The following is a 21150-nucleotide window of genomic DNA, read 5'->3' on the forward strand; positions in this document are numbered from 1 at the left end:
GATTCGGATGAATACACGAGAAAAAATTGCGAGAAGAGCAGAAAAAGAAATTGAAAATGGGAACTACGTGAATTTAGGAATAGGTATTCCAACCTTAGTTGCCAACTTTATATCTCCAGATAAAACAGTTGTGCTTCAATCAGAAAATGGTCTTTTAGGTATCGGACCATATCCAACTGAGCAAGAAGTCGATCCAGATCTTATCAACGCTGGGAAGGAAACAGTTACTACCATTCCGGGTTCTTCCTTCTTTTCAAGTGCTGAGTCATTTGCCATGATACGCGGGGGGCACGTAGACGTTGCAATTTTAGGGGCAATGGAGGTTTCCGAAAAGGGAGACTTAGCTAACTGGATGATTCCAGGTAAGATGATTAAAGGAATGGGCGGCGCAATGGATTTAGTGCATGGTGCCAAAAAAATTATCGTAATTATGGACCACTGCGCGAAGGATGGTTCTGCAAAGATTAAAAAACAATGTGAGCTTCCTTTAACAGGTAAAGCCGTTGTGAATAAAATCATAACAGAACGGGCAATGATTGAAGTAACAGAAGATGGGCTAGAATTAAAAGAAGTATTTGAGGGATATTCTGTGCAGGATATTATAGATGCTACGGAAGCTGATTTAATCATTAAAGACGTAAAAGAGAATGTAGCTATTTAATTTAGTGTTTTTTTCGATATTTGATGAGAGTGCATCTTGTGTTTTCTTTTCATTTCAATTAGAATTAATGCAATAACCATAAATAATTTTCGACTAAGACAAGGAATAGTAAATAACACTCGTTTCTAAAGAGAGCTAACGTATGGTGCAAGTTAGTGTTACGAATTATTGAACTCGCCTTTGAGTCTGTATAAGTGAACGATTAGTAGCTTATACCGTTTTCCGCGTTAAGGAGACAAGTTGAGTGGAATTTTTCACTAATTTGGGTGGTACCGCGTGAGTATATCTCTCGTCCCTTAAGTTTTTTAAGGGGCGAGTTTTTTTATTTGGTGTTGTTTTTAATGGTGAAATGACGGTTTAGACAACACCATTACTTGAAGGAGGAAGAAAAATGAGCTTTAATCATGAAGCAATTGAGCAAAAGTGGCAAAGGTATTGGAAAGAAAACAAAACATATAAAATGATTGACGATCCTTCCAAACCAAAATTTTATGCATTAGATATGTTCCCATATCCATCTGGAGTTGGACTGCATGTTGGACATCCGCTTGGATATATTGCTACAGATATTTTAAGTGCATATAAACGCAAACAAGGATATAACGTACTTCACCCAATGGGCTGGGATGCTTTTGGTCTTCCTGCTGAGCAATATGCAATTGACACTGGTAATGATCCAGCGGAGTTCACAGCAAAAAATATTGCAACATTCAAACGTCAAATGATGGATCTTGGATTCTCATATGATTGGGATCGTGAAATTAATACAACGGATCCTTCCTATTACAAGTGGACACAATGGATCTTTATCCAGCTTTATAAAAAAGGCTTAGCATATGTGGATGAAGTGCCGGTAAACTGGTGTCCTGCATTAGGTACAGTGTTAGCAAACGAAGAGGTAATCGATGGGCTATCCGAGCGTGGGGGACATCCAGTAGAACGTCGTCCAATGCGTCAATGGGTTCTTCGTATTACTGCTTATGCAGATAGATTGTTAGAGGATTTAGATGACCTTGATTGGCCTGAGAGCTTAAAGGAAATGCAACGTAACTGGATTGGACGTTCAGAAGGTGCAGAGCTTACATTTGAAGTTGTGGATACTGATCAATCATTCCAAGCATTTACAACTCGTCCCGACACGATTTTTGGTGCAACGTATGCGGTATTGGCACCTGAGCATAAATTAGTGGATACTATTACAACTCCAGAGCAAATGGAGGCAGTGCAAGCATATAAAGATCAAGTTAAATTGAAAAGTGATTTAGAACGTACTGATCTTGCTAAGCATAAAACAGGTGTATTCACTGGTGCTTATGCAATTAATCCAGTGAGTGGTGAAAAAATGCCAATCTGGATCGCTGATTACGTTTTAGCGACATATGGAACTGGTGCTATTATGGCAGTTCCAGCACATGATGAGCGTGATTATGAGTTCGCAAAACAATTTGATCTTCCAATTGTAGAAGTAGTTTCTGGTGGAAATGTTGAAGAAGCTGCCTACACAGAGGATGGCGTACTTGTTAATTCTGATTTCTTAAACGGGCTAAATAAACAAGACGCAATCGCTAAAGCAATTGAATGGTTTGAAGCAAATGGAAAAGGTGAGAAGAAAATTACTTACCGTCTACGTGACTGGTTATTTAGCCGTCAGCGTTATTGGGGAGAGCCAATTCCAATCATTCATTGGGAAGATGGAACTTCAACTCCAGTAGACGAATCAGAGCTTCCGCTTATGCTTCCTGTGACTACAGACATTAAGCCAAGTGGAACAGGAGAGTCTCCATTAGCTAATATTGAAGAATGGGTAAATGTAGTAGATCCAGTCACTGGTAAAAAAGGACGTCGTGAAACCAATACAATGCCTCAATGGGCAGGTAGCTGCTGGTATTATATTCGCTATATCGATCCACATAATGACGAAGCGCTTATTGACCCTGAGCTAGTAAAACGCTGGTTGCCAGTGGATCTTTATGTAGGTGGAGCAGAGCATGCTGTACTTCACTTGCTATATGCACGTTTCTGGCATAAATTCCTTTATGACATTGGTGTTGTAGCAACTAAAGAGCCATTCCAAAAGTTATTCAATCAAGGGATGATCTTAGGTGAAAATCACGAGAAAATGTCCAAGTCAAAAGGAAATGTAGTAAATCCGGATGATATCGTGAAAAGCCATGGAGCAGATTCACTTCGTTTATATGAAATGTTCATGGGACCACTTGACTCTTCTAAGCCATGGTCCACAAACGGCTTAGACGGCTCACGTCGATTCCTAGATCGTATTTGGAGACTTTTCGTAACAGAGGAAGGAACGCTAAGTCCTAAAGTAAGCGATACTTCATCAGACAACATGGAAAAGGTATATCACCAAACGGTTAAAAAGGTAACAGAGGATTACGAAGGAATGCACTATAATACAGCAATCTCTCAAATGATGGTATTCATCAATGAAGGATATAAAGCTGAGAAAATCTCTAAAGAATATGTAGAGGGCTTCATTAAGCTTATTTCTCCTATCGTACCTCATATTTCTGAAGAGCTTTGGAGCATACTAGGTCATGAGGGATCTGTTGCTTATGAATCTTGGCCAACATTCGATGAGTCGAAGCTTGTGGATAATGAAGTTGAAATCCCTGTCCAAATTAAAGGGAAGGTTCGTGCGAAGCTTGTCGTTTCAAAAGATGCTACGAAGGATGAGCTAGAAGCATTAGCTTTAGCATCTGAACAGGTTCAACAATGGATTGATGGCAATGAGATCAAAAAAATCATCGCAATACCTGGTAAAATGGTGAACATCGTAATTTAATAAATAATAAAGCTGCTTAATCTCCTTGTGAGATAAGCAGCTTTTTTGTGAAGTAAAGCGAGAAATAAATCATTGAGATTTTATAAAAAGTTCAAATATAATTACAAAGAAAACATGAACAAATAGATGGATGATTTCCGCTCCCCCCGCGGAAAGCGTCCGCCGAAAGCGAAAATCAATTCTACTTTCTTTTTATAAAAGTCTTTACTTTTCATAGCATCTATTAATTGTTCGTGTTCTTCCTCAATATGAAATTATTCATGCTTTCTAGTTAAGAGGACATTACATTGCAGCACCTGCTGATTGCTAACCCCATGGAAAGCGTCCGCTTAGAACGTGAGTCTGCCTTATCTTGTTGTAACTACTTAAGAAATCAGGAAGCGCCTTCTTCATTTCGAAACATGAATTTCAATGAAAGTAACCCCACAACATGAACTATAATTATACCAATCGCAGCTACCATGAAAATCTCCCTTCGAAGGTTAATTTAACGTATCTATAAAACCTTTCATCAGTAGAGTCCCTTGCTCAGTTCCGATAGACTCTGGATGAAATTGAAATCCATACAGAGGGTAGTCACTGTGTTTAATAGCCATTATTTCCAGGTCGTCCTCAGCTCTAGCCAGTACCTCAAAGCAATCTAGTAAGCTGTTCTCTTCAATTACTAGAGAGTGATATCGCATGACGGAGATAGGTCCATCAAAGACGGAAAATAATTCATTTTGTGTATGCGATATAGTGGAGGTTTTACCGTGCATAATTGTTTTAGCCTGCACTATATTTGCTCCAAATGCAGCCCCAATAGATTGGTGACCTAGGCAGATTCCAAGGATAGGATACTTCTTATATAATGCTTGAATCACTTCAATAGAAACACCTGCATCTAATGGATTACCTGGACCAGGAGAGATGACAATTGCTTCTGGATGAAGCTCATCTATATCTGAAATGGTAATAGCGTCGTTTCTGACAACCATAACATCTTTCCCAAGCATTCCTAATTGTTGATAAAGGTTGTACGTAAAGGAATCATAATTATCTATTAGAAGGATCATCGAATCACCTCCAACAGTGCTTTTGCTTTGTTTAAGGTTTCCTCATATTCATTTTCCGGAATGGAATCATATACTATTCCTGCACCTGCCTGAACATGAGCCATCTGGTCTTTTACAATCATTGTTCGGATGGCCAAGGCGAGGTCCATATCTCCTGTAACGGAAATATAACCAACTGCTCCTGCATATACTCCGCGCTTTATAGATTCTAATTCGTTTATAATTTGCATGGCACGGATTTTAGGAGCTCCTGAAACGGTACCAGCGGGTAAACAAGCAGCCAAAACGTCTAACGCATGAGTGTCTTTTCTTAAACGACCAGTTACTTCTGAAACTATATGCATGACGTACTTGTACAATTCAATCTGCATATACTTGTTTACTTGGACCGTACCAATTTCTGATATTTTACCTATATCATTTCTTCCCAAGTCAACAAGCATCCGATGCTCTGCTACTTCCTTTTCGTCTATCAATAAACTAGCAGCATTTTGCTGATCTTCTTCGGGAGATTTTCCACGAGGCTTTGTACCAGCAATAGGGTTTGTCGTGACATATCCATTCTTTACTTTTACAAGACTTTCGGGAGAGGTGCCGAAAACGACGTACGTTCCGAAATCCATATAAAACATGTAAGGTGACGGATTAGAAGTTCTAAGCTGTCGATAAAGAGAGAAAGGATTCCCAGTGAAAGGGGAGCTAAAACGCTGAGAAATCACTACTTGAAATATGTCGCCTTGTACAATATGTTGCTTAGCTTTCTCTACCATTTGTTTAAATTCTTCTTTCTGAATCGAAGGCTTAAAAGAAAGCTTCTGTGCTAACTCCTCCTCTTGGTGGGAAGCACTTGCTTGAAGATCCTCATATATTTCATTAATCGAATCCATCATATTTTTAGAAGTGCGACCGTTCTGGAACAAATCGATTGCTGCAATAGTTATGGTTTGTTTCAAATGATCGTAAACAAGAAAGGTATCATAAAACAAAGCATGTATATCAGGCATATTTAAATCATCGGGGAGATACTCTCCAATCTGTTCACTGTAAAATGCGGTTTCATAACCAAAATAACCTAGCATTCCTCCAAAAAAAGAGAAGGGGTATTGCTCCTTGTGTTCAGGGAGAATGGTTTTTAGTTTTTCTAAAATACCATGTCCTGTGTGTTCCTTTCTGTGTTCATCTGTAAAGACATAGTGATACTGGTTACCTATTATTTCTGCAACCGGATTAAGTACGATAAACGAATACCGACCGCTCTCCTCATGCTTAGCAGAGGATTCAAATAGCATTTTCTTTTTTCCTTTTAGTGCATGGTAAATGAAGATGGGAGTCATCATATCTCCTTGGATTTCTTTCATTTCATAGCTTCTCGTCTCAACTGTCATTCTCTACACTCTCCTCTTTCTCAGCTCGGCTCATTTACAAAAGAATACAAAAAGGCTCTCTATCCAAAAAGGACGGAGAGCCGTGGTGCCACCTTCATTGATTACTATTGTAATCCACTTGTTTGCAGCGATTAGCTGCTAGTCCTATAACGTAGACAAACGCCAAGGCCTACTGCCATTTCGGCCTTGGAACTCAGAAGCCCATTCATCATATGCTTTGCACTGACTTGCACCAATCGTCAGCTCTCTATGGCGTCACATATGATTACTACTCTTCGTCATCGCTCATTAAAGACCATTGTATTATAAATAATTTAAAAATTCAATGCATTCTTATAAAAGAATCCAAATTTTATCCAATTAATTTAGAAGGCTTTTTGCAGCACTCATCCCGGCTAGCTTCCCAGTAACAAGGGCAGAGGTGATATTGTAGCCACCAGTATATCCATGTATGTCTAATATTTCTCCACAGAAATATAATCCTTCTTTTTTCTTAGATGCCATCGTTTTTGGCTCAATTTCCTTGATGGAAACTCCACCGCCTGTAACAAAAGCTTTCTCTAGTGGCTGGGTGCCGTGAACCTTAACGATAAATTGTTTAAAAAGATGGGCAAGAGATCTTATCTTCTCGTGAGAAAGATTTTGGCCATCCTCACTTTCTTGAATTTTCGCTTGCTCTAACAAAAACAATAGCCACCTTTCAGGAACTAATCCTTTCCAGACGTTTTTAACTGCTTTTTTGGGCTCTTCTTTAATAGAAGACAGAAGCGTTTGGAATGTTTCTTCCTCGTTCAAGTGGGGAAGGCTATCAATTCTAACAGAAACCGGGCCACCATTTTTCTTTATTTCCTTTACAACAAATTGGCTGCAACGCAGAATAGCAGGTCCGCTTAAGCCGAAATGTGTAAAGAGCATGTCCATTTGATGGGTAATGATTACTTTTCCTTTTTTATTTAGAACAGAAACAGCTACATCTCTTAAGGCTAAGCCTTGGAGCTCCTTCGATTTGATGAAGGTCTCACTAGATAACAGAGGCACCTCCGTTGGATATAAATCAGTTACCGTATGACCAGCCTTCTCTGCCCACGGGTATCCATCTCCTGTAGAGCCGGTTTGAGGAACAGCTTTACCGCCGACAGCCACTACAACTGCTCCAGCAGTAATTTCTTCGCCTGTTGCCAATCGAATTCCGATTATCTTTTCTTCGTTCATTAATAATTTAGCAACGGGAGCGTTTAGCTTAATATCTACCTTCAATCTTTTTAATTCGTCCAGAAGGGCATTCACAACGTCCATTGCCTTGTTAGAGACAGGGAACATTCTACCATGGTCTTCCTCTTTTAATGGGACACCTAAATTCTCAAAGAATGCGATAATATCCTCATTATTAAAAACGGAAAACGGGGAAAATAAAAAACGACCGTTTCCGGGAATGTTCTTTACAATTTCCTCCTGAGGAAGCCTATTTGTAACATTGCATCGTCCTCCGCCAGATATTGCTAATTTCTTTCCTAGCTTGTTGCCTTTTTCGATCAATAAAACCTTTTTGTTTTCAGCACCTGCTGCAGCAGCGGCCATAAGTCCTGAGGGACCCCCACCAATTATTATTACGTCATACATAGTATATTCACACTTTCACTTTTTTCTTTATTATACATGATTGTAGTTTTGATGAGACAGTTGTAAACTGTAATATAGACATTTTAAAGGATTGGACGGGTTAGATGGCATCGAATTTACTAAAAGGGACAATGATTTTAACGGTTGGTCTCTTATTATCCAGGATTTTAGGAGTTCTTTATGTAATTCCTTTTTATCAGATAATCGGCGAAGAGTACATTGCCCTTTATCAATACGCTTATACTCCCTATTCAATCATGCTAGCAATAGCAGTTTCAGGGGTACCGGTTGCGGTTTCCAAGTTTGTATCGAAATACAATGCATTAGGGGACTATGCGACAGGTAGGAAGCTAATGAAATCCAGCATGCTTTTAATGAGTATCACTGGTATTTTAGGATTTCTACTGCTTTTCTTTTTAGCAGATCCTATTGCACATATGATTATTAAGGATGATGAAGCTGATTTTTCTGTAGGTGACGTAGCTTCTGTGATAAAATATGTCAGCTTTGCGGTTATAGTTGTTCCACTTATGAGTTTAATAAGAGGTTTCTTCCAAGGCTATCAGCGTATGACACCTACTGCGATTTCTCAGCTTTGGGAACAAATTGTACGTATTCTGTTTGTGTTAGCTGGAGGATTTTTTGTAGTATACATAATGAAGGGCACAGAAAAGACAGCTGTTTCCTTTGCAGTATTTGCAGCCTTCCTTGGTGCATTGGCGAGTATGGTAGTTCTATATTGGTATTGGAAGAAGCTGAAGCCCGAATTTAATGTGATGATGAATAATTCTGGTAAAACGAGCTCGGATGTTTCTCTTAGAAATATTTACAAGGAAATCTTAGTTTATACGGTTCCATTTGCTCTGGTTGGGGTTATTAACCCTCTTTTCCAATTCATCGATATGATCACCTTTAACAGTGCTATGTCTATTATCGGTATAAGTGGGGATATTTCCAATATTTTATTAGGAATGTTGAATTTCTCTGCACATAAATTGGTAATGATTCCCGTGATGTTGGCTACTGGATTTAGCATGGCTTTAATACCTTACATTACGAGTTATTATGCAAAACGAGATTTTCTTCAAGTGAGAAAATCGCTCGATCAGTCATTTCAAATATTATTATTTCTTACTGTTCCAGCAGCCCTGGGAATTGCTGTATTATCAGGGGAGTTTTATCATTTATTTTATGAACAGAGTGAAACCGGTTCAACGGTGTTAGCACACTATGCTCCGGTAGCCATTTTATTTGCCTTGTATCCAGTGACTACTGCAATCCTACAAGGTATTGATCGTCAAAAGCTGATCATTTTAAATCTTTTATTAGGTATTTTGACAAAGCTGTTGTTAAACACACCTTTCATCAAAGCATTTGAAACAGATGGTGCAATTATGGCGACTGCATGTGGTTATTTAGTAGCTATAGGATTGAACTTGTTTGCGATACGAAAAACGTTGCATTATAAGTCTACGATGGTAGCAAGAAGAATTCTTCTCATCCTCATCATCAATGCTGTTATGCTTGTACTTGTGTATGTAGTAAAGTCAGGGTTACAAAACCTATTTGTAATCGATAGTAAAATGGAGGCGCTGCTAGTTATTATAGTTTGTGCTGGTGTGGGAGCAGCCTTTTATGGCTATGTGACGCTTCGTCTTGGATTAGCTCAGAAATTACTAGGTGAGAAAGTTACACGTATTGCGAAAAAATTAGGCTTTAAGGAGAAATAAATGCGATTAGATAAATTTCTATCTCATATGGGATACGGTACAAGAAGTGAAGTAAAGGTTCTTATTAAATCAAAGGCAATTGAAGTAAACGATGTAGTTGCTAAAAATGGATCTAATCACGTCAATGAATTAGAGGATAAAGTAACAGTTTATGGAGAGATAGTGGAATATAGAGAGTTTATCTACTTAATGATGAACAAGCCACCAGGAGTAGTTTCTGCAACGGAGGATTCTAGAGATCAAACTGTAATTGACCTATTAGATGATGATGTTAAGCATTTTGAGCCCTATCCTGTCGGAAGACTTGATAAGGATACGGTTGGACTGCTGCTTTTAACTAATGATGGAGCGCTAACACATCGATTATTGTCTCCTAAGAAGGATGTCCCTAAAGTATATTATGCGAAAGTAGCAGGTAGAGTAACAGAAGAAGATATAGTAGCATTCAAAGAAGGAGTCATTTTGGATGATGGGTATCATACGAAGCCAGGCTACCTGACTATTTTAAAGAGTGACCAAATTTCTGAAATTGAGTTAACCATCACAGAAGGTAAATTCCATCAAGTGAAAAGAATGTTCCAGGCAGTAGATAAGGAAGTCGTATATTTAAAACGGTTGTCTATGGGTGCTTTGAAGCTAGATGAGTCATTGGAAGAAGGGTCCTACAGAGAGCTAACGGAAGAGGAATTATTAAGTCTATAACAAAGAGACTGGGACAAAACCATCCTCTTAAATGAAAAAGCCGATGAAATTTTACAATAAGTAAAATTTCACCGGCTTTATATTTTTTGTCATAAACAAAGGACGCTTTCTGATAAAATTAAGTTACCACACCAAATCCAACAGAAAGAAGTGTCCTTATGTTTAAAGATTATAACATGAATCAAGTGGTATTGCCTTTAGATTTAGAAGTAAAATTACAAGAAAACGATATTGCCTTCCATATTCACCATTTAGTTGAAAGCATCCCTGACGAAGCGTTTAAAGTATTTCTTCGAAATACGGGTTGCCCTGCCTATCATCCCCGCATGATGATGAAAATCATCCTTTGTGCTTACTCCCAGTCTGTTTTTTCAGGTCGAAAAATTGAAGGACTCTTATACGATAGTGTCCGGATAATGTGGCTGGCCCAGGGCTATCAACCAAGCTACCGCACAATCAATCGATTTCGTGTGCAGCCAGAGGTGAGCGAATTAATCCGTCAATGTTTCGTACAATTCCGCTGTCAGTTGGTCCAAGAAAAACTCATTGACCAAGAGGCAATCTTTATTGATGGTACAAAGATTGAAGCAAACGCTAACAAGTTCACGTTTGTCTGGAGAAAATCCGTAGAGAAATATAACAAAGGATTGATAGAAAAATCGAACCAGTTATATAACGAACTGCTTGAAAAGGAGATCATCCCTCAAATGGAACGAGAAGATGAAGAGCACCTGTCACTGGAAGAACTAACTCAAATGGTTCAAAAAGTAGAGGATATCATCACCGAATATGACCAACAAATAGAAGCGTCGTCAGACGCTTTGGAACGAAAGAGCTTGAGGAGAGAACGAAAATATCCAAAGCAGGTACGTAAAGAGTTGATTGATTATATCTACCGTAAACAGAAATATCAACGGGACTTTGAAATCTTTGGAACCCGGAACAGCTATTCAAAGACTGACCATGATGCAACCTTTATGAGGATGAAAGACGACTACATGAAAAATGGTCAATTGAAGGCTGGTTATAATGTACAAATCGCAACAGAGGGTCAATACACGCTTGCCTATAGTTTGTTTTCTAATCCAACAGACACCAAAACCTTGATCCCCTTCCTGGATGAGATTGAGAAAAATTACTTTAAGCTACCGAAGCATATCGTGGCAGATGCAGGCTATGGAAGCGAACAGAATTATGACGATATACTATCTAATCGTAAACGCGAAGCTCTGATCACCTATAACATGTACATCAAAGAGCAAAAGAAGAAACAGAAACAAAATAAGTTCAATACTGCAAATTGGAAGTACGACGAAGAGAACGATACGTACACCTGCCCGAACCAGAAACAGCTGTCCTTTAAATATCATTCCATACGCGAGGACAAGACAGGATACAAACGGGAGTTTAAGATCTATGAATGTGAGGACTGTTCAGGTTGTCCGTTCCGCTCCTCCTGTACGAAAGCAAAAGAAGGTAATAATAGAAAGTTGATGGTGAACGAAAAGTGGGAGCAACAAAAAGAATATGTGAGCGCGAAGCTTTCAGAGGAAAAGACAGGTTCTATCTATCGTCAAAGAAAAATTGATGTGGAACCAGTTTTTGGATTCTTGAAGGCTAATTTGCGTTTCTCACGATTTTCTGTACGTGGGAAACCGAAGGTTGAAAATGAAATGGGTCTTGCGTTAATGGCCGTGAACTTACGTAAGTTCACGGTAAAAACTAGATAGAAGAATAAAAAATACATAAAAATAAGGAAAAAGAGAAATTGAGTGAGCTCAATTTCTCTTTTTCCAATATTAGAAGCTAGTTTTGTCCCAGCCTCTTTTCATATGGTGTATCTAAGATGTCATTTTAACTCGTTTGTTCGTCGTGGTCCATTTGCCTCTTGTTGGGCTAATGATTAAATCATTAAACGCAAGTACATTCAAATCTCTCTGAATAGTTCGAGGAGTGATGCCAAATTCATCGACCAGATCTTGTGTAGTAACAGTTCCGTTGTTTCGGATGAACATATACATATCTTTGATTCGAGTGAGCATCCGATCAGTAGTAGGTTTCAAAAATAACCACTCCTTCATCTTGATATCTCGTGGCAAGACTAGCGGACGACTTGGGCGAAAAGCAACAGTAGTATTGCAAATGACAGCCCCTTTACAATTTTGGTAGTCAGAATTATATTGTCTGACAATTTTATTATAGTAGAATTGCAAAGAAATTTCTATAAAAATTACTGATTATTTACAAAAAAATACATGAAATTTATATGAAACTAGTAGAAAAAGCCGTTATAACTGAATTTTCTATGTAGCAAAATAAAATTATATTGATAAATGAATAACCACAAATAGGTGGAGTATTGAATGGTTCTATTGGTTAATGAGAACAAATAATGTATTAACTAAACAGCAGTCAAAAAAACCTTCTTTTTACTGTGTGTTTGAATAAAATAAGTGTAAAATAAGAAATATGCAATAGTACATAGGAGGATTACAATGAACTGGTTAGATATAGCAGAACAAAGAAAGACGGATATTATAAAAGAGCTACAGGCTTTAATTCAAATACCTAGTGTTTTAGATGAAAAAGAAGCTACAGAGCAAGCTCCCTTCGGTGTAAAACCACTAGAGGCACTACAATATATGTTAAACGAAGGGGAAAAAGAAGGTTTTGTTACAAAAAATATAGACAATATGGCTGGTCACATTGAAATGGGCAGTGGCGAGGAATTGTTAGGAATACTTTGTCATGTGGATGTAGTACCTGAAGGGACAGGGTGGACTTACCCTCCATTTGAAGGTGTTGTTGCAGATGATCGCATTTACGGTCGAGGAGCAATTGATGATAAAGGTCCTACGATTGCGGCGTGGATGGCGATGAAGCTAGTAAAAGAATCTGGGATTGAGCTTTCGAAACGTGTAAGGCTGATCATAGGTTCAGACGAAGAAAGTGGATTTAGATGTGTGACTCGTTATTTTGAGAAAGAAGAGATGCCTGACCTAGGCTTTGCTCCGGATGCGGACTTTCCGATTATCAATGCAGAAAAAGGAATTGCTAATTTAATCTTTTCTCAGACAGGTTCTTCTGAGACCGAAACAATCCAGTTTTTCCAGGCTGGTAAGCGTACAAATATGGTTCCAGATGAAGCATTCGCTTATATTTTTGGAGGGGTTCATTCTATTAAAGAAAAATTTAATAACTTTGCAAGTGAAAACGGAATTACTGGCGAAGTCCTTCTAGAAGGCCCAGTTGTTAAGGTGCTAGTTCGTGGTAAATCAGCTCATGCTATGGAGCCAGACCATGGAGTAAATGCTGGAATCCTCCTTGCTAAATTTTTGTTATCATTGCCTTTAACCGAACATTCTAAAGCATTCTGTGAGTTCCTTGTAATGGCTTTCGGGGAAGAAAGCAGAGGTCATGCATTAGGCTTAAACTATGCAGATGAAGTGTCTGGTGAAACTACATTAAATGCGGGAGTTATTCATTATGCACCTGCCCAAGGCTCTTGTACTCAAGTAAGTCTACGTTATTCAGTTAGCTATCCATTTGAGGAAAAACTAAGTGCTTGTAGAGAAAAGTTACAAAATACAGGTATGACACTTGATTTAGGCTCTAACTCTACGCCACATTATGTCGATAAAGAGGATATACTGATTCAAACCCTTCAAAAGGTATATGAGCGTCAAACAGGAGAAAAGGCAGAACTATTATCTATCGGTGGTGGAACATACGCGCGAGTGCTAAAAAAAGGCGTTGCGTTTGGGATGCTGTTCCCAGGCAGACCAGATATAGCTCACCAGGTAGATGAGTATGTGGACATTGAGGATTTGATAAAAGCCACTGCGATTTATGCAGATGCAATAGTGGAGCTTGCTGGTAAAAAATAAGGAGAGGATGAATAATTATGACAAAAATTTTGTGGAACGACCAAATCGTAGAAAAAAATGAAGTGAAGATTGGGTTTGAAGACCGAGGCTATCAATTTGGCGATGGTATTTATGAAGTTATTAAAATTTATAACGGAGATTTATTTACTGCGACTGAGCATATTGATCGTCTGTATTCCAGTGCTGATAAAATTAACTTAGTCATTCCTTATACGAAAGACAAACTTCATCAAATGATACATGAGCTAATTGAAACGAATGAAGTTCAAAATGGTCAAATCTATTTACAAGTAACACGTGGGGATAGCCCTCGTATTCATAATTTTCCTAATCCAGCAGTTAGCTCCGTGCTGACAGCTTATACGAAAGAAACAACACGTCCACTTGCTCAGCTTGAAAGTGGGATTAAGGCTTGTTTTGTAGAGGATGTTCGTTGGTTAAGATGTGATATTAAATCATTAAACCTACTTGGCAATGTACTCGCTAAACAGGAAGCTGTTACGAAAAATTGCTTTGAGGCTATTTTACATCGTGGTGATACGGTAACAGAGGGTTCTTCCTCAAACATGTACGGCATTAAAGATGGTGTTTTGTATACACATCCAGTGAGCAACCTGATTTTAAATGGTATTACTAGAAAAGTATTGTTAGATTGCTGTGAAGAGATTGGATTAAAGGTAGTGGAAGAGGCGTTTACTAAAGAAGAAGCACTGAAAATGGATGAATTCATCATGTCCTCAACTAGTGCAGAGGTGATGCCAGTTATCTCAATCGATGGGAATGTTATTGGAAACGGAAAACCTGGAGAGTTAACAAGAAAGCTTCAGAAAGCCTTTGAACAAAAAATTCCTACGACATTAAATGTATGAGCAACCATTATTTCGTAGGTATTAAAGTTCCCGAGGTAATAGGAAGGTCTATTATAGAGGCTAGAAAGGCAACTAATATGCATGAAACACATAAAACGTTGCCTCTTCTTGAGGACCTTCATATTACGCTGGCATACTTAGCTGCAGTAGATGAATCTAAATTAGCTGACTTAATCGAATCCTTGAAAGAGATAAAGTGGGAAACATTTACTTTAACAACAGCGGGACTAGCCCATTTTGGGAGTGCTAAAACCCCTCGAGTAGTTTATGTCGCTGTCGATGAAAATGAGGAATTGCAAAGACTTCAGCATGCAGTTGTGCAAAAAGTTCTGGAGTATATAGAGTTAAACGTTTCAAAGGACTTTCATGCCCATGTAACCGTTGCGAAAAAATGGAAGTCAACTGAGACCTGTATGTACGATTCGTTTAACCTGGAGAAACAGTCCTTTGAAGTTCGCGATTTTATCATTTACAAAATAAATCCTGCAAGCACTCCACGTTACGAGCAATTTGCCAGTATAAACGTGTGAGAGGGAGGTAATGGAATGGCTCAGTTAGTTAAATTACAGGATTATATATCCCGCTATCAAATTGATTTAAAGCGGTATCCTACTCAATTTGTTCGTTTAAAAAAACAACAATGGGAGCGAGTCAACGCTTCTTATGAAAGAGGAGCTCTAGATACATCGTGGATAGAGAAGGAGCAGGAGGAGGATTTAGAGGTAGAGGAAAAAAAATCCTTTATCTCTAAATTGTTTTCTCGAAACAAAGAAGAAACCTCTACAGAGATATTGGATGAAAAGGAGGTAGAGAATCAAGAAGTTCCAGAAGAATCTACTACTCTTTTTTTCGAACCTAATATTGTTTATAACCCGAGTTCTAAAGAAGAACTACGACGAATGTATTTAGACCAATTATTTCATTTTCAATTAAAATGGGCTAGCTCTACTTTAATGGAAAAATCCTATGTAGATCCAAAGTATATGAGAGATAGCTTGTTACGACTTCTCACACTACAATTACCTGATAATTATTTTCTGTTTTATTACCCAATTCTTAAACTGAAAAAAGCCCCTGTGGAATTAGATGTTATTATCGTTTTGCCTACAGAAATTATATGTATAGTAATGTTAGAAGGCAGAGACTTAGATGCATTTATCGGAAGTGGGGATCGTTTTTGGGTGAAGAAAAGTGGAAAGAGCGAAAGTAAGGTATTAAGTCCGATGATCAGTCTTAATAGAATGGAATCTATTCTATTGCAAGTTTTTAAAAAGGAAGATATTGATTTGCCTATCCGAAAAGTAGTTTTATCCAGAAATGGTTACATCGATTATCCAGGCTCTGCCTATCAGACTCAATTAGTAGATACTAGAAGCTTTCCTGCATGGTTTCAAGCTTTAAAATCGTCTCCATCTCCGATGAAGCATATGCAGTTTAAGGCAGCGCAGGCATTACTTAATCTGGTTCAGACAACCTCCTATTCTAGGGCAAGCTGGGAGCTGGAAAGCGAGATAGAAAATGAATGATGTACTAATTGTTGTTAATGAAATAGCAGGTCAGGGGAGAGCTAAAAAGCTTTGGGAGTCATGGCAAGACCATCTCCCTTTCGCTTTTACGCTTCTTAAAACTGAATATAGTGGGCATGCAACCGATATAGCGAAAAAATATGCAGAAGCTAGCCAAGACCCTCTTCTTATTATTGCAATCGGTGGAGACGGTACCGCGCACGAAATCCTCTCAGGTACTATAGGGTATAATCATGTTCGAGTTGGAGTTGTTTCTGCTGGAAGTGGAAATGATTTTGCTCGGGCTTTTTTTGTGTTTCAAACACTCGAGCAGCTAACAGAATATGTTTTAGAGTATCAGACGGCAGAACAGATGGACATCGGTGTATTAAACACTAATTCAGATATGTTTCATTTCATAAATAATGCGGGCTTTGGCTTTGATGCACATGTTGTATACGCAGCCAATCAATCTAAATGGAAAAAGTGGTTAAATAGACTAGGATTAGGTAAATTAGTGTACATTCTGTATCTTGTGAAAGAGTTATTTAAGTTTAAAAAATTCTCTTTCTCTTTACTAAATCAAGGAGATACGATAAAGTTTGAAGATGTTTGGTTTATTACTGTGTGTAATCAACCCTATTTTGGAGGAGGCATGAAAATCTCTCCTTCCTCTATACCAAACGATTCTTTAATTGAACTAACCGTTGTGCATCATTTGAAGCGGGCTAAGCTGTTATTTATATTTGGCACAGTGTTTTATGGCAAACACACGGCTTATAAAGAAGTTAAACAAATTCAGGCAAGCGAGTTTGCCATTCAAATGAATGATCAAGTGTATGGGCACGTTGACGGAGAATTTTCCTGCATGACAATTCCGGGCAGCATCTATACATTTAGAGTAGAGCATCATGCATGGAAATTAGCAAAACCACCAAGTAAAAGGAGTTAAGGTAATGAGATTAAGAAACAAACCTTGGGCTGAGGATTTTATAAATTCTCATCCAGAAATAGTGATTCCAAATCCGGAAGAACAAAAAGGAAAATGGAATTTAGTGTTCGATAACGAAAATCCACTTCATATAGAAGTAGGAACTGGGAAAGGCCAATTTGTAACTGGAATGGCAAAACAAAATCCCGACATCAATTATATAGGAATCGAGCTTTATGACAGTGTCATTGTCTCTGCATTAGAAAATGCATTAGAAGCTCAGCCATTACCAAATTTACGCCTATTAAAGGTAAATGGCGCTGATTTAGCAAAATATTTTCAAAAAAATGATGTCCATCGCGTCTATTTAAACTTCTCTGATCCATGGCCAAAAATTAGACATGCAAAGCGACGTTTAACTCATGAAGGCTTTTTAAAGCTTTATGAATCTATTTTAGTAGACAATGCAGAGATTCATTTTAAAACAGATAATAGAGGTCTATTCGAATATTCTCTAACAAGCATGTCAGCCTATGGAATGCTGTTAACGTATGTATCGCTTGATTTACATGCGAATATGCCAGAAGATAATATTATGACTGAATATGAAGAGAAGTTCTCTGCAAAAGGTCAACCAATCTATCGTCTAGAGGCTAGATTTATTAGCCAAGAATAAAAGATCAATACTATTCAAAGGGGATGAAAGTATGGATACGTATAAATTTCACGAGATGACATTAACTTGGTTAAAAGGTGGTACGACACATATGGACGGGGGAGCCATGTTTGGAGTAGTGCCAAAGCCTTTATGGGAAAAGAAATATCCGGTCAATGAAAAAAATCAAATTGAACTTCCTTCAGATCCAATATTGATTCAACATAAAGGGAAGAACATTTTGCTAGAAGCGGGCCTAGGATTTGGAAAGTTCTCAGACAAGCAAATCAGAAATTATGGCATTACAGATGAGTCAGTGGTAGATGACAATCTGGTCGAGCTAGGTCTTCTTGCAGAGGATGTCGACATCATTTTAATGACTCATTTACATTTCGATCATGCTTGTGGACTAACTAAATGGGTAAATGGAGAATTAGTTTCCAGTTTTCCGAATGCTTCCATCTATGTTTCAGAGGTAGAGTGGAATGAAATGAAGAACCCAAATGTCCGTTCAAGCAATACATATTGGAAGGAAAACTGGGAGCCCATTCAATCACAGGTCATTACATTCAAGGATTCTATTAAGCTTTTAGAAGATATTGAGATGATTCATACAGGTGGTCATAGTGATGGTCACAGTATTGTGCTATTAAAGCAAAAGGATGAAACAATCATCCATATGGCAGACCTTATGCCAACACATGCACATCAAAATCCATTATGGGTATTGGCTTACGATGACTACCCAATGACCTCGGTATTTGCTAAGCAAAAATGGGTCAATGAAGCGTTGCAAAACAATTATTGGTTCAGCTTCTACCATGATGCCTATCACCGTATGATTAAATGGTCCACGGATGGCAAGGAAGTTGTAGAAAAATTAGAGAGAACGCGTTCTTAAAAATACGCCAGCTATAAATGTCTATTGGCATTTATAGCTGGTTTTTTTATATAAAAATGGTGTGAAGAGTAGTTTTTAGCAACTCGGAGCAGGGGTTTGGCTAAACATATAGAAGTAAGTAACATTACACTAAAAAATTGGTGAGGTGAGAGTTATTAGGAGATGTTTAAGTTTAAGCCATCAGAAAATTGAAGTCATCATTAAAGGAAAAACAGGTAGCCCAATACTAATCGTTTCTGGGATGGCATCCTCATTCGATGAGTGGTATGAGTTAACAGAAGCACTAAGTAAATCAAATCGTGTCATTATGTTTCATAGACCAGGACTTGGAACAAGTGAATTGTGTGGAAAAGAGCGCAATACACAAAAGGTGGTAAATGAAATGGTGGAGATTATTCACAAACTTCATATCACTGAACCTGTCACCTTGGTTGGACATTCTTACGGGGGATTATGTGTTCAGCATTTTATGAAGCAGTATCCTGAAAAGGTTCTAGGGGTAGTCTTAGTGGATTCTACTTCTGTCGATTTTGGAGTATTGGATGAATTAGATTTACCTGTTATGAATGAAGACTCTACAGATGATGCTTGGCTTCAAAAGTGTTTATCTTATAGCACTATGAAGACAGATGAAATCAAGTCATTGATTGAACCAATCATTCTGACTCAAAAAGAACTTAGCTTTCCTCCAGAAATACAAAAAAGGTTATTGGAATTTCCATTAAACCCAACTCTTTATAAGGCGATGTATTTGGAAATTAGCAACTGGAAGCACGATGCTCAAGTAATTAAAAATATGGAGGTCTGTCCAGACCTACCTTTAATAGTAATTGGCAGAGACAAAGAACATTGTGTATCGATAGGGATACGGGAAGGATTACCAGAAACAGAGATAACTTTGTTAGAAGATAAGTGGGAGCAACTGATTAAGGAACAAATTTATTTGACTAAAAAGAGTAATTTGATTTTTGCTAAAGGTTCTAATCACTCCGTTCATTTAGATCGACCAGATATTATAATAAATTCTGTTAAAAAGATAGAAGCAGAGATTAGAAGTAAAGGGAGAAAATATGAGCAAACTGAGTAGAGATGCAAAAGTAATTTTCCTTGATGCAGGCGGAGTCCTATTTGATACCTTTGTAAAAGGGGAGCAAAGAATTATTAATTTACTCTTGGAAAGAGGATATACACGTTCTGAAGTTGTAGCTGCCATACATATTGCTAATGAAATTGAAAAGCAATTTATCACTACTTGGGAGGAAGAGAAACAATATTATGAGCGTTATTATGGGACCATTGCTAAGTATTTGAAAAATAAAGAAGTGGCCAAAGAATTATTTCTTTTTACTCATTACGCAGTAAACTGTGAATTGTTCGTAGAGGTTAAACAGGTATTAGAGAATTTAAGTAAAAAATACAGATTAGCTGTTATATCTAATGCAATGCCAAGTATGGACTTGGTTTTTGATCGTTTAGGAATACGTTGCTATTTTGAAGCTATTATTTTATCTTCCTCCGTTCAGTTAGAGAAACCAAATGTAGCTATTTATGAACTTGCGTTAAAGAAGCTATCAGTTTGTAACGAGGAAAGTGTTTTTATTGACGATAAAAAAGAAAATATATACGGATCCGAGCAAGCTGGTATAAAAGGTCTCTATCTTGATAGAAGCAAACAAGATTTAGAAATGTTATTAAAGGAGTATCAAATTTGGTTTTTTTAAACAGTAACACGATTTGAAAATTATGAAAAAAAATTGGGAGTAGTTTTTTAAAAAACACTCCCAAACTCTTTAAAAAATTATTAATTTTCTACAACTGTTTTTTCAGGAAATATTTTTCCAAACAAAGAAACGGCAGAGAGAGTCAAACCAATTATAATGAACCCGGTGATTAAATTTGTTGTGTTTAAACCATAATGAGCAAATGCTGATGATAAAATGTAACTGATCACAAAACTCAGAAGGACTACAAAAATTATACTTGTACTTTTACCCATTGATAAATTCACCTCGCTTTCTAATAAGGGATACGTTAGAAAGAGAAGGAATGTTTCAATTATTTGGATAATAATGCTCACGAGCACCCCACAGCACTTTCTAATTAGTGCAACACTTCACTCATTTCCCGCAACACTTTGGAGTAAAGGCGCAACACTTCACTCAATTCCCGCAATACTTCGTCCCATATGCGCAACACTTCCACAATTAAAAAAAGGTGAGTTATTAAACTCACCTTTGCATTATTTATTCGATTCTTTTGTAATATGTTTTGTCACCTTATTTTTAGAGACTTCGGCAAAGTCTATCCCGAGTTCTGTGTCGGGGTTAACTGTAGGGTTTTTGTATAGCTCCTGGCTGTTATGTGTTCTTTTATTCATGGTTTTTTTGTTGTTCTTACTACTCATGAAACATCACCTCCTACTGATAATTTACACCTAATAAGAGGT

The 21150-nt window shown here is 37.7% G+C and carries 19 protein-coding genes and 2 other annotated features; of the genes, 14 read left to right on the forward strand and 5 right to left on the reverse strand.

The features are described from left to right. The first annotated feature begins 7 nt into the window (after positions 1 to 7). Positions 8 to 661, forward strand: coding sequence for a 3-oxoacid CoA-transferase subunit B (locus tag MKY09_RS06245; RefSeq protein WP_169359999.1), 654 nt, complete (start codon positions 8 to 10; stop codon positions 659 to 661). A gap of 86 nt (positions 662 to 747) precedes the next feature. Beyond that, positions 748 to 961: a binding site (T-box leader), on the forward strand. Between the two features lie 91 nt (positions 962 to 1052). Continuing rightward, positions 1053 to 3464 (forward strand): leucine--tRNA ligase, encoded by a 2412-nt coding sequence (leuS, locus tag MKY09_RS06250; RefSeq protein ID WP_342567875.1) that lies wholly within the window; start codon positions 1053 to 1055, stop codon positions 3462 to 3464. Between the two features lie 482 nt (positions 3465 to 3946). On the opposite strand, the gene MKY09_RS06255 is transcribed toward leuS, so the two are convergent. The 3 genes from MKY09_RS06255 to MKY09_RS06265 form a co-directional block, all read right to left on the reverse strand. Further along, positions 3947 to 4519, reverse strand: coding sequence for an aminodeoxychorismate/anthranilate synthase component II (locus MKY09_RS06255; RefSeq protein WP_251556333.1), 573 nt, complete (start codon positions 4517 to 4519; stop codon positions 3947 to 3949). Beyond that, entirely contained in the window at positions 4516 to 5904 is a 1389-nt protein-coding gene (gene trpE, locus MKY09_RS06260) for an anthranilate synthase component I (protein WP_342567876.1), read from the reverse strand. Before trpE ends, MKY09_RS06255 begins: the two co-directional genes overlap by 4 nt. Before the next feature lie 65 nt (positions 5905 to 5969). Further along, positions 5970 to 6195, reverse strand: a binding site (T-box leader). Positions 6196 to 6264: 69 nt separating this feature from the next. Then, positions 6265 to 7524, reverse strand: a complete 1260-nt coding sequence (locus tag MKY09_RS06265) for an NAD(P)/FAD-dependent oxidoreductase (RefSeq protein WP_340882964.1) — start codon at positions 7522 to 7524, stop codon at positions 6265 to 6267. Between the two features lie 104 nt (positions 7525 to 7628). Between MKY09_RS06265 and MKY09_RS06270 the strand changes: the two genes are divergently transcribed. The 3 genes from MKY09_RS06270 (at position 7629) to MKY09_RS06280 (ending at position 11686) form a co-directional block, all read left to right on the forward strand. Beyond that, a complete protein-coding gene (locus tag MKY09_RS06270) occupies positions 7629 to 9254 on the forward strand; it encodes a polysaccharide biosynthesis protein (protein WP_251556329.1) in 1626 nt (541 codons plus the stop codon). Next, positions 9255 to 9956 (forward strand): pseudouridine synthase, encoded by a 702-nt coding sequence (locus tag MKY09_RS06275; protein WP_169360006.1) that lies wholly within the window; start codon positions 9255 to 9257, stop codon positions 9954 to 9956. A gap of 158 nt (positions 9957 to 10114) precedes the next feature. Beyond that, positions 10115 to 11686 carry an IS1182 family transposase gene (locus tag MKY09_RS06280; RefSeq protein ID WP_342566927.1) on the forward strand — a complete coding sequence of 524 codons (1572 nt, stop codon included), beginning with the start codon at positions 10115 to 10117 and terminating at the stop codon, positions 11684 to 11686. Between the two features lie 111 nt (positions 11687 to 11797). Here the strand turns inward: MKY09_RS06280 and MKY09_RS06285 are convergent, their stop codons facing one another. Continuing rightward, complete coding sequence (locus MKY09_RS06285) at positions 11798 to 12019, reverse strand: DeoR family transcriptional regulator (RefSeq protein ID WP_169360007.1); 222 nt, start codon at positions 12017 to 12019, stop codon at positions 11798 to 11800. A 432-nt stretch (positions 12020 to 12451) separates the two neighbouring features. On the opposite strand from MKY09_RS06285, the gene pepV reads away from it, so the two are divergent. From pepV to MKY09_RS06330, 9 genes are all read left to right on the forward strand, one after another. Then, positions 12452 to 13843 (forward strand): dipeptidase PepV, encoded by a 1392-nt coding sequence (pepV, locus tag MKY09_RS06290; protein ID WP_342567877.1) that lies wholly within the window; start codon positions 12452 to 12454, stop codon positions 13841 to 13843. A 17-nt stretch (positions 13844 to 13860) separates the two neighbouring features. Continuing rightward, on the forward strand, positions 13861 to 14712 hold the full coding sequence (gene dat / locus MKY09_RS06295) for a D-amino-acid transaminase (RefSeq protein WP_342567878.1): 852 nt from the start codon (positions 13861 to 13863) through the stop codon (positions 14710 to 14712). Beyond that, positions 14709 to 15242 carry an RNA 2',3'-cyclic phosphodiesterase gene (gene thpR, locus MKY09_RS06300; RefSeq protein ID WP_342567879.1) on the forward strand — a complete coding sequence of 178 codons (534 nt, stop codon included), beginning with the start codon at positions 14709 to 14711 and terminating at the stop codon, positions 15240 to 15242. Before dat ends, thpR begins: the two co-directional genes overlap by 4 nt. A gap of 15 nt (positions 15243 to 15257) precedes the next feature. After that, complete coding sequence (locus MKY09_RS06305) at positions 15258 to 16238, forward strand: nuclease-related domain-containing protein (RefSeq protein ID WP_342567880.1); 981 nt, start codon at positions 15258 to 15260, stop codon at positions 16236 to 16238. Next, positions 16231 to 17169, forward strand: coding sequence for a YegS/Rv2252/BmrU family lipid kinase (locus tag MKY09_RS06310; RefSeq protein WP_342567881.1), 939 nt, complete (start codon positions 16231 to 16233; stop codon positions 17167 to 17169). The genes MKY09_RS06305 and MKY09_RS06310 overlap by 8 nt, the downstream gene beginning before the upstream one ends. Positions 17170 to 17173: 4 nt before the next feature. Then, the gene (gene trmB, locus MKY09_RS06315; protein WP_342567882.1) at positions 17174 to 17824 is read left to right on the forward strand and encodes a tRNA (guanosine(46)-N7)-methyltransferase TrmB; all 651 of its coding nucleotides are present in this window, start codon (positions 17174 to 17176) and stop codon (positions 17822 to 17824) included. 31 nt (positions 17825 to 17855) lie between these two features. Further along, positions 17856 to 18704, forward strand: a complete 849-nt coding sequence (locus MKY09_RS06320) for an MBL fold metallo-hydrolase (RefSeq protein WP_298468273.1) — start codon at positions 17856 to 17858, stop codon at positions 18702 to 18704. Positions 18705 to 18849: 145 nt separating this feature from the next. Then, a complete protein-coding gene (locus MKY09_RS06325) occupies positions 18850 to 19791 on the forward strand; it encodes an alpha/beta hydrolase (RefSeq protein WP_342567883.1) in 942 nt (313 codons plus the stop codon). Then, complete coding sequence (locus tag MKY09_RS06330) at positions 19775 to 20425, forward strand: HAD family hydrolase (protein ID WP_342567884.1); 651 nt, start codon at positions 19775 to 19777, stop codon at positions 20423 to 20425. Before MKY09_RS06325 ends, MKY09_RS06330 begins: the two co-directional genes overlap by 17 nt. 518 nt (positions 20426 to 20943) lie before the next feature. Here MKY09_RS06330 and MKY09_RS06335 read toward each other — a convergent pair. Beyond that, the gene (locus MKY09_RS06335; protein ID WP_169360016.1) at positions 20944 to 21108 is read right to left on the reverse strand and encodes a hypothetical protein; all 165 of its coding nucleotides are present in this window, start codon (positions 21106 to 21108) and stop codon (positions 20944 to 20946) included. Positions 21109 to 21150 lie beyond the last annotated feature (42 nt).

Source organism: Psychrobacillus sp. FSL K6-4046 (assembly GCF_038624605.1).
Classification (GTDB): domain Bacteria; phylum Bacillota; class Bacilli; order Bacillales_A; family Planococcaceae; genus Psychrobacillus.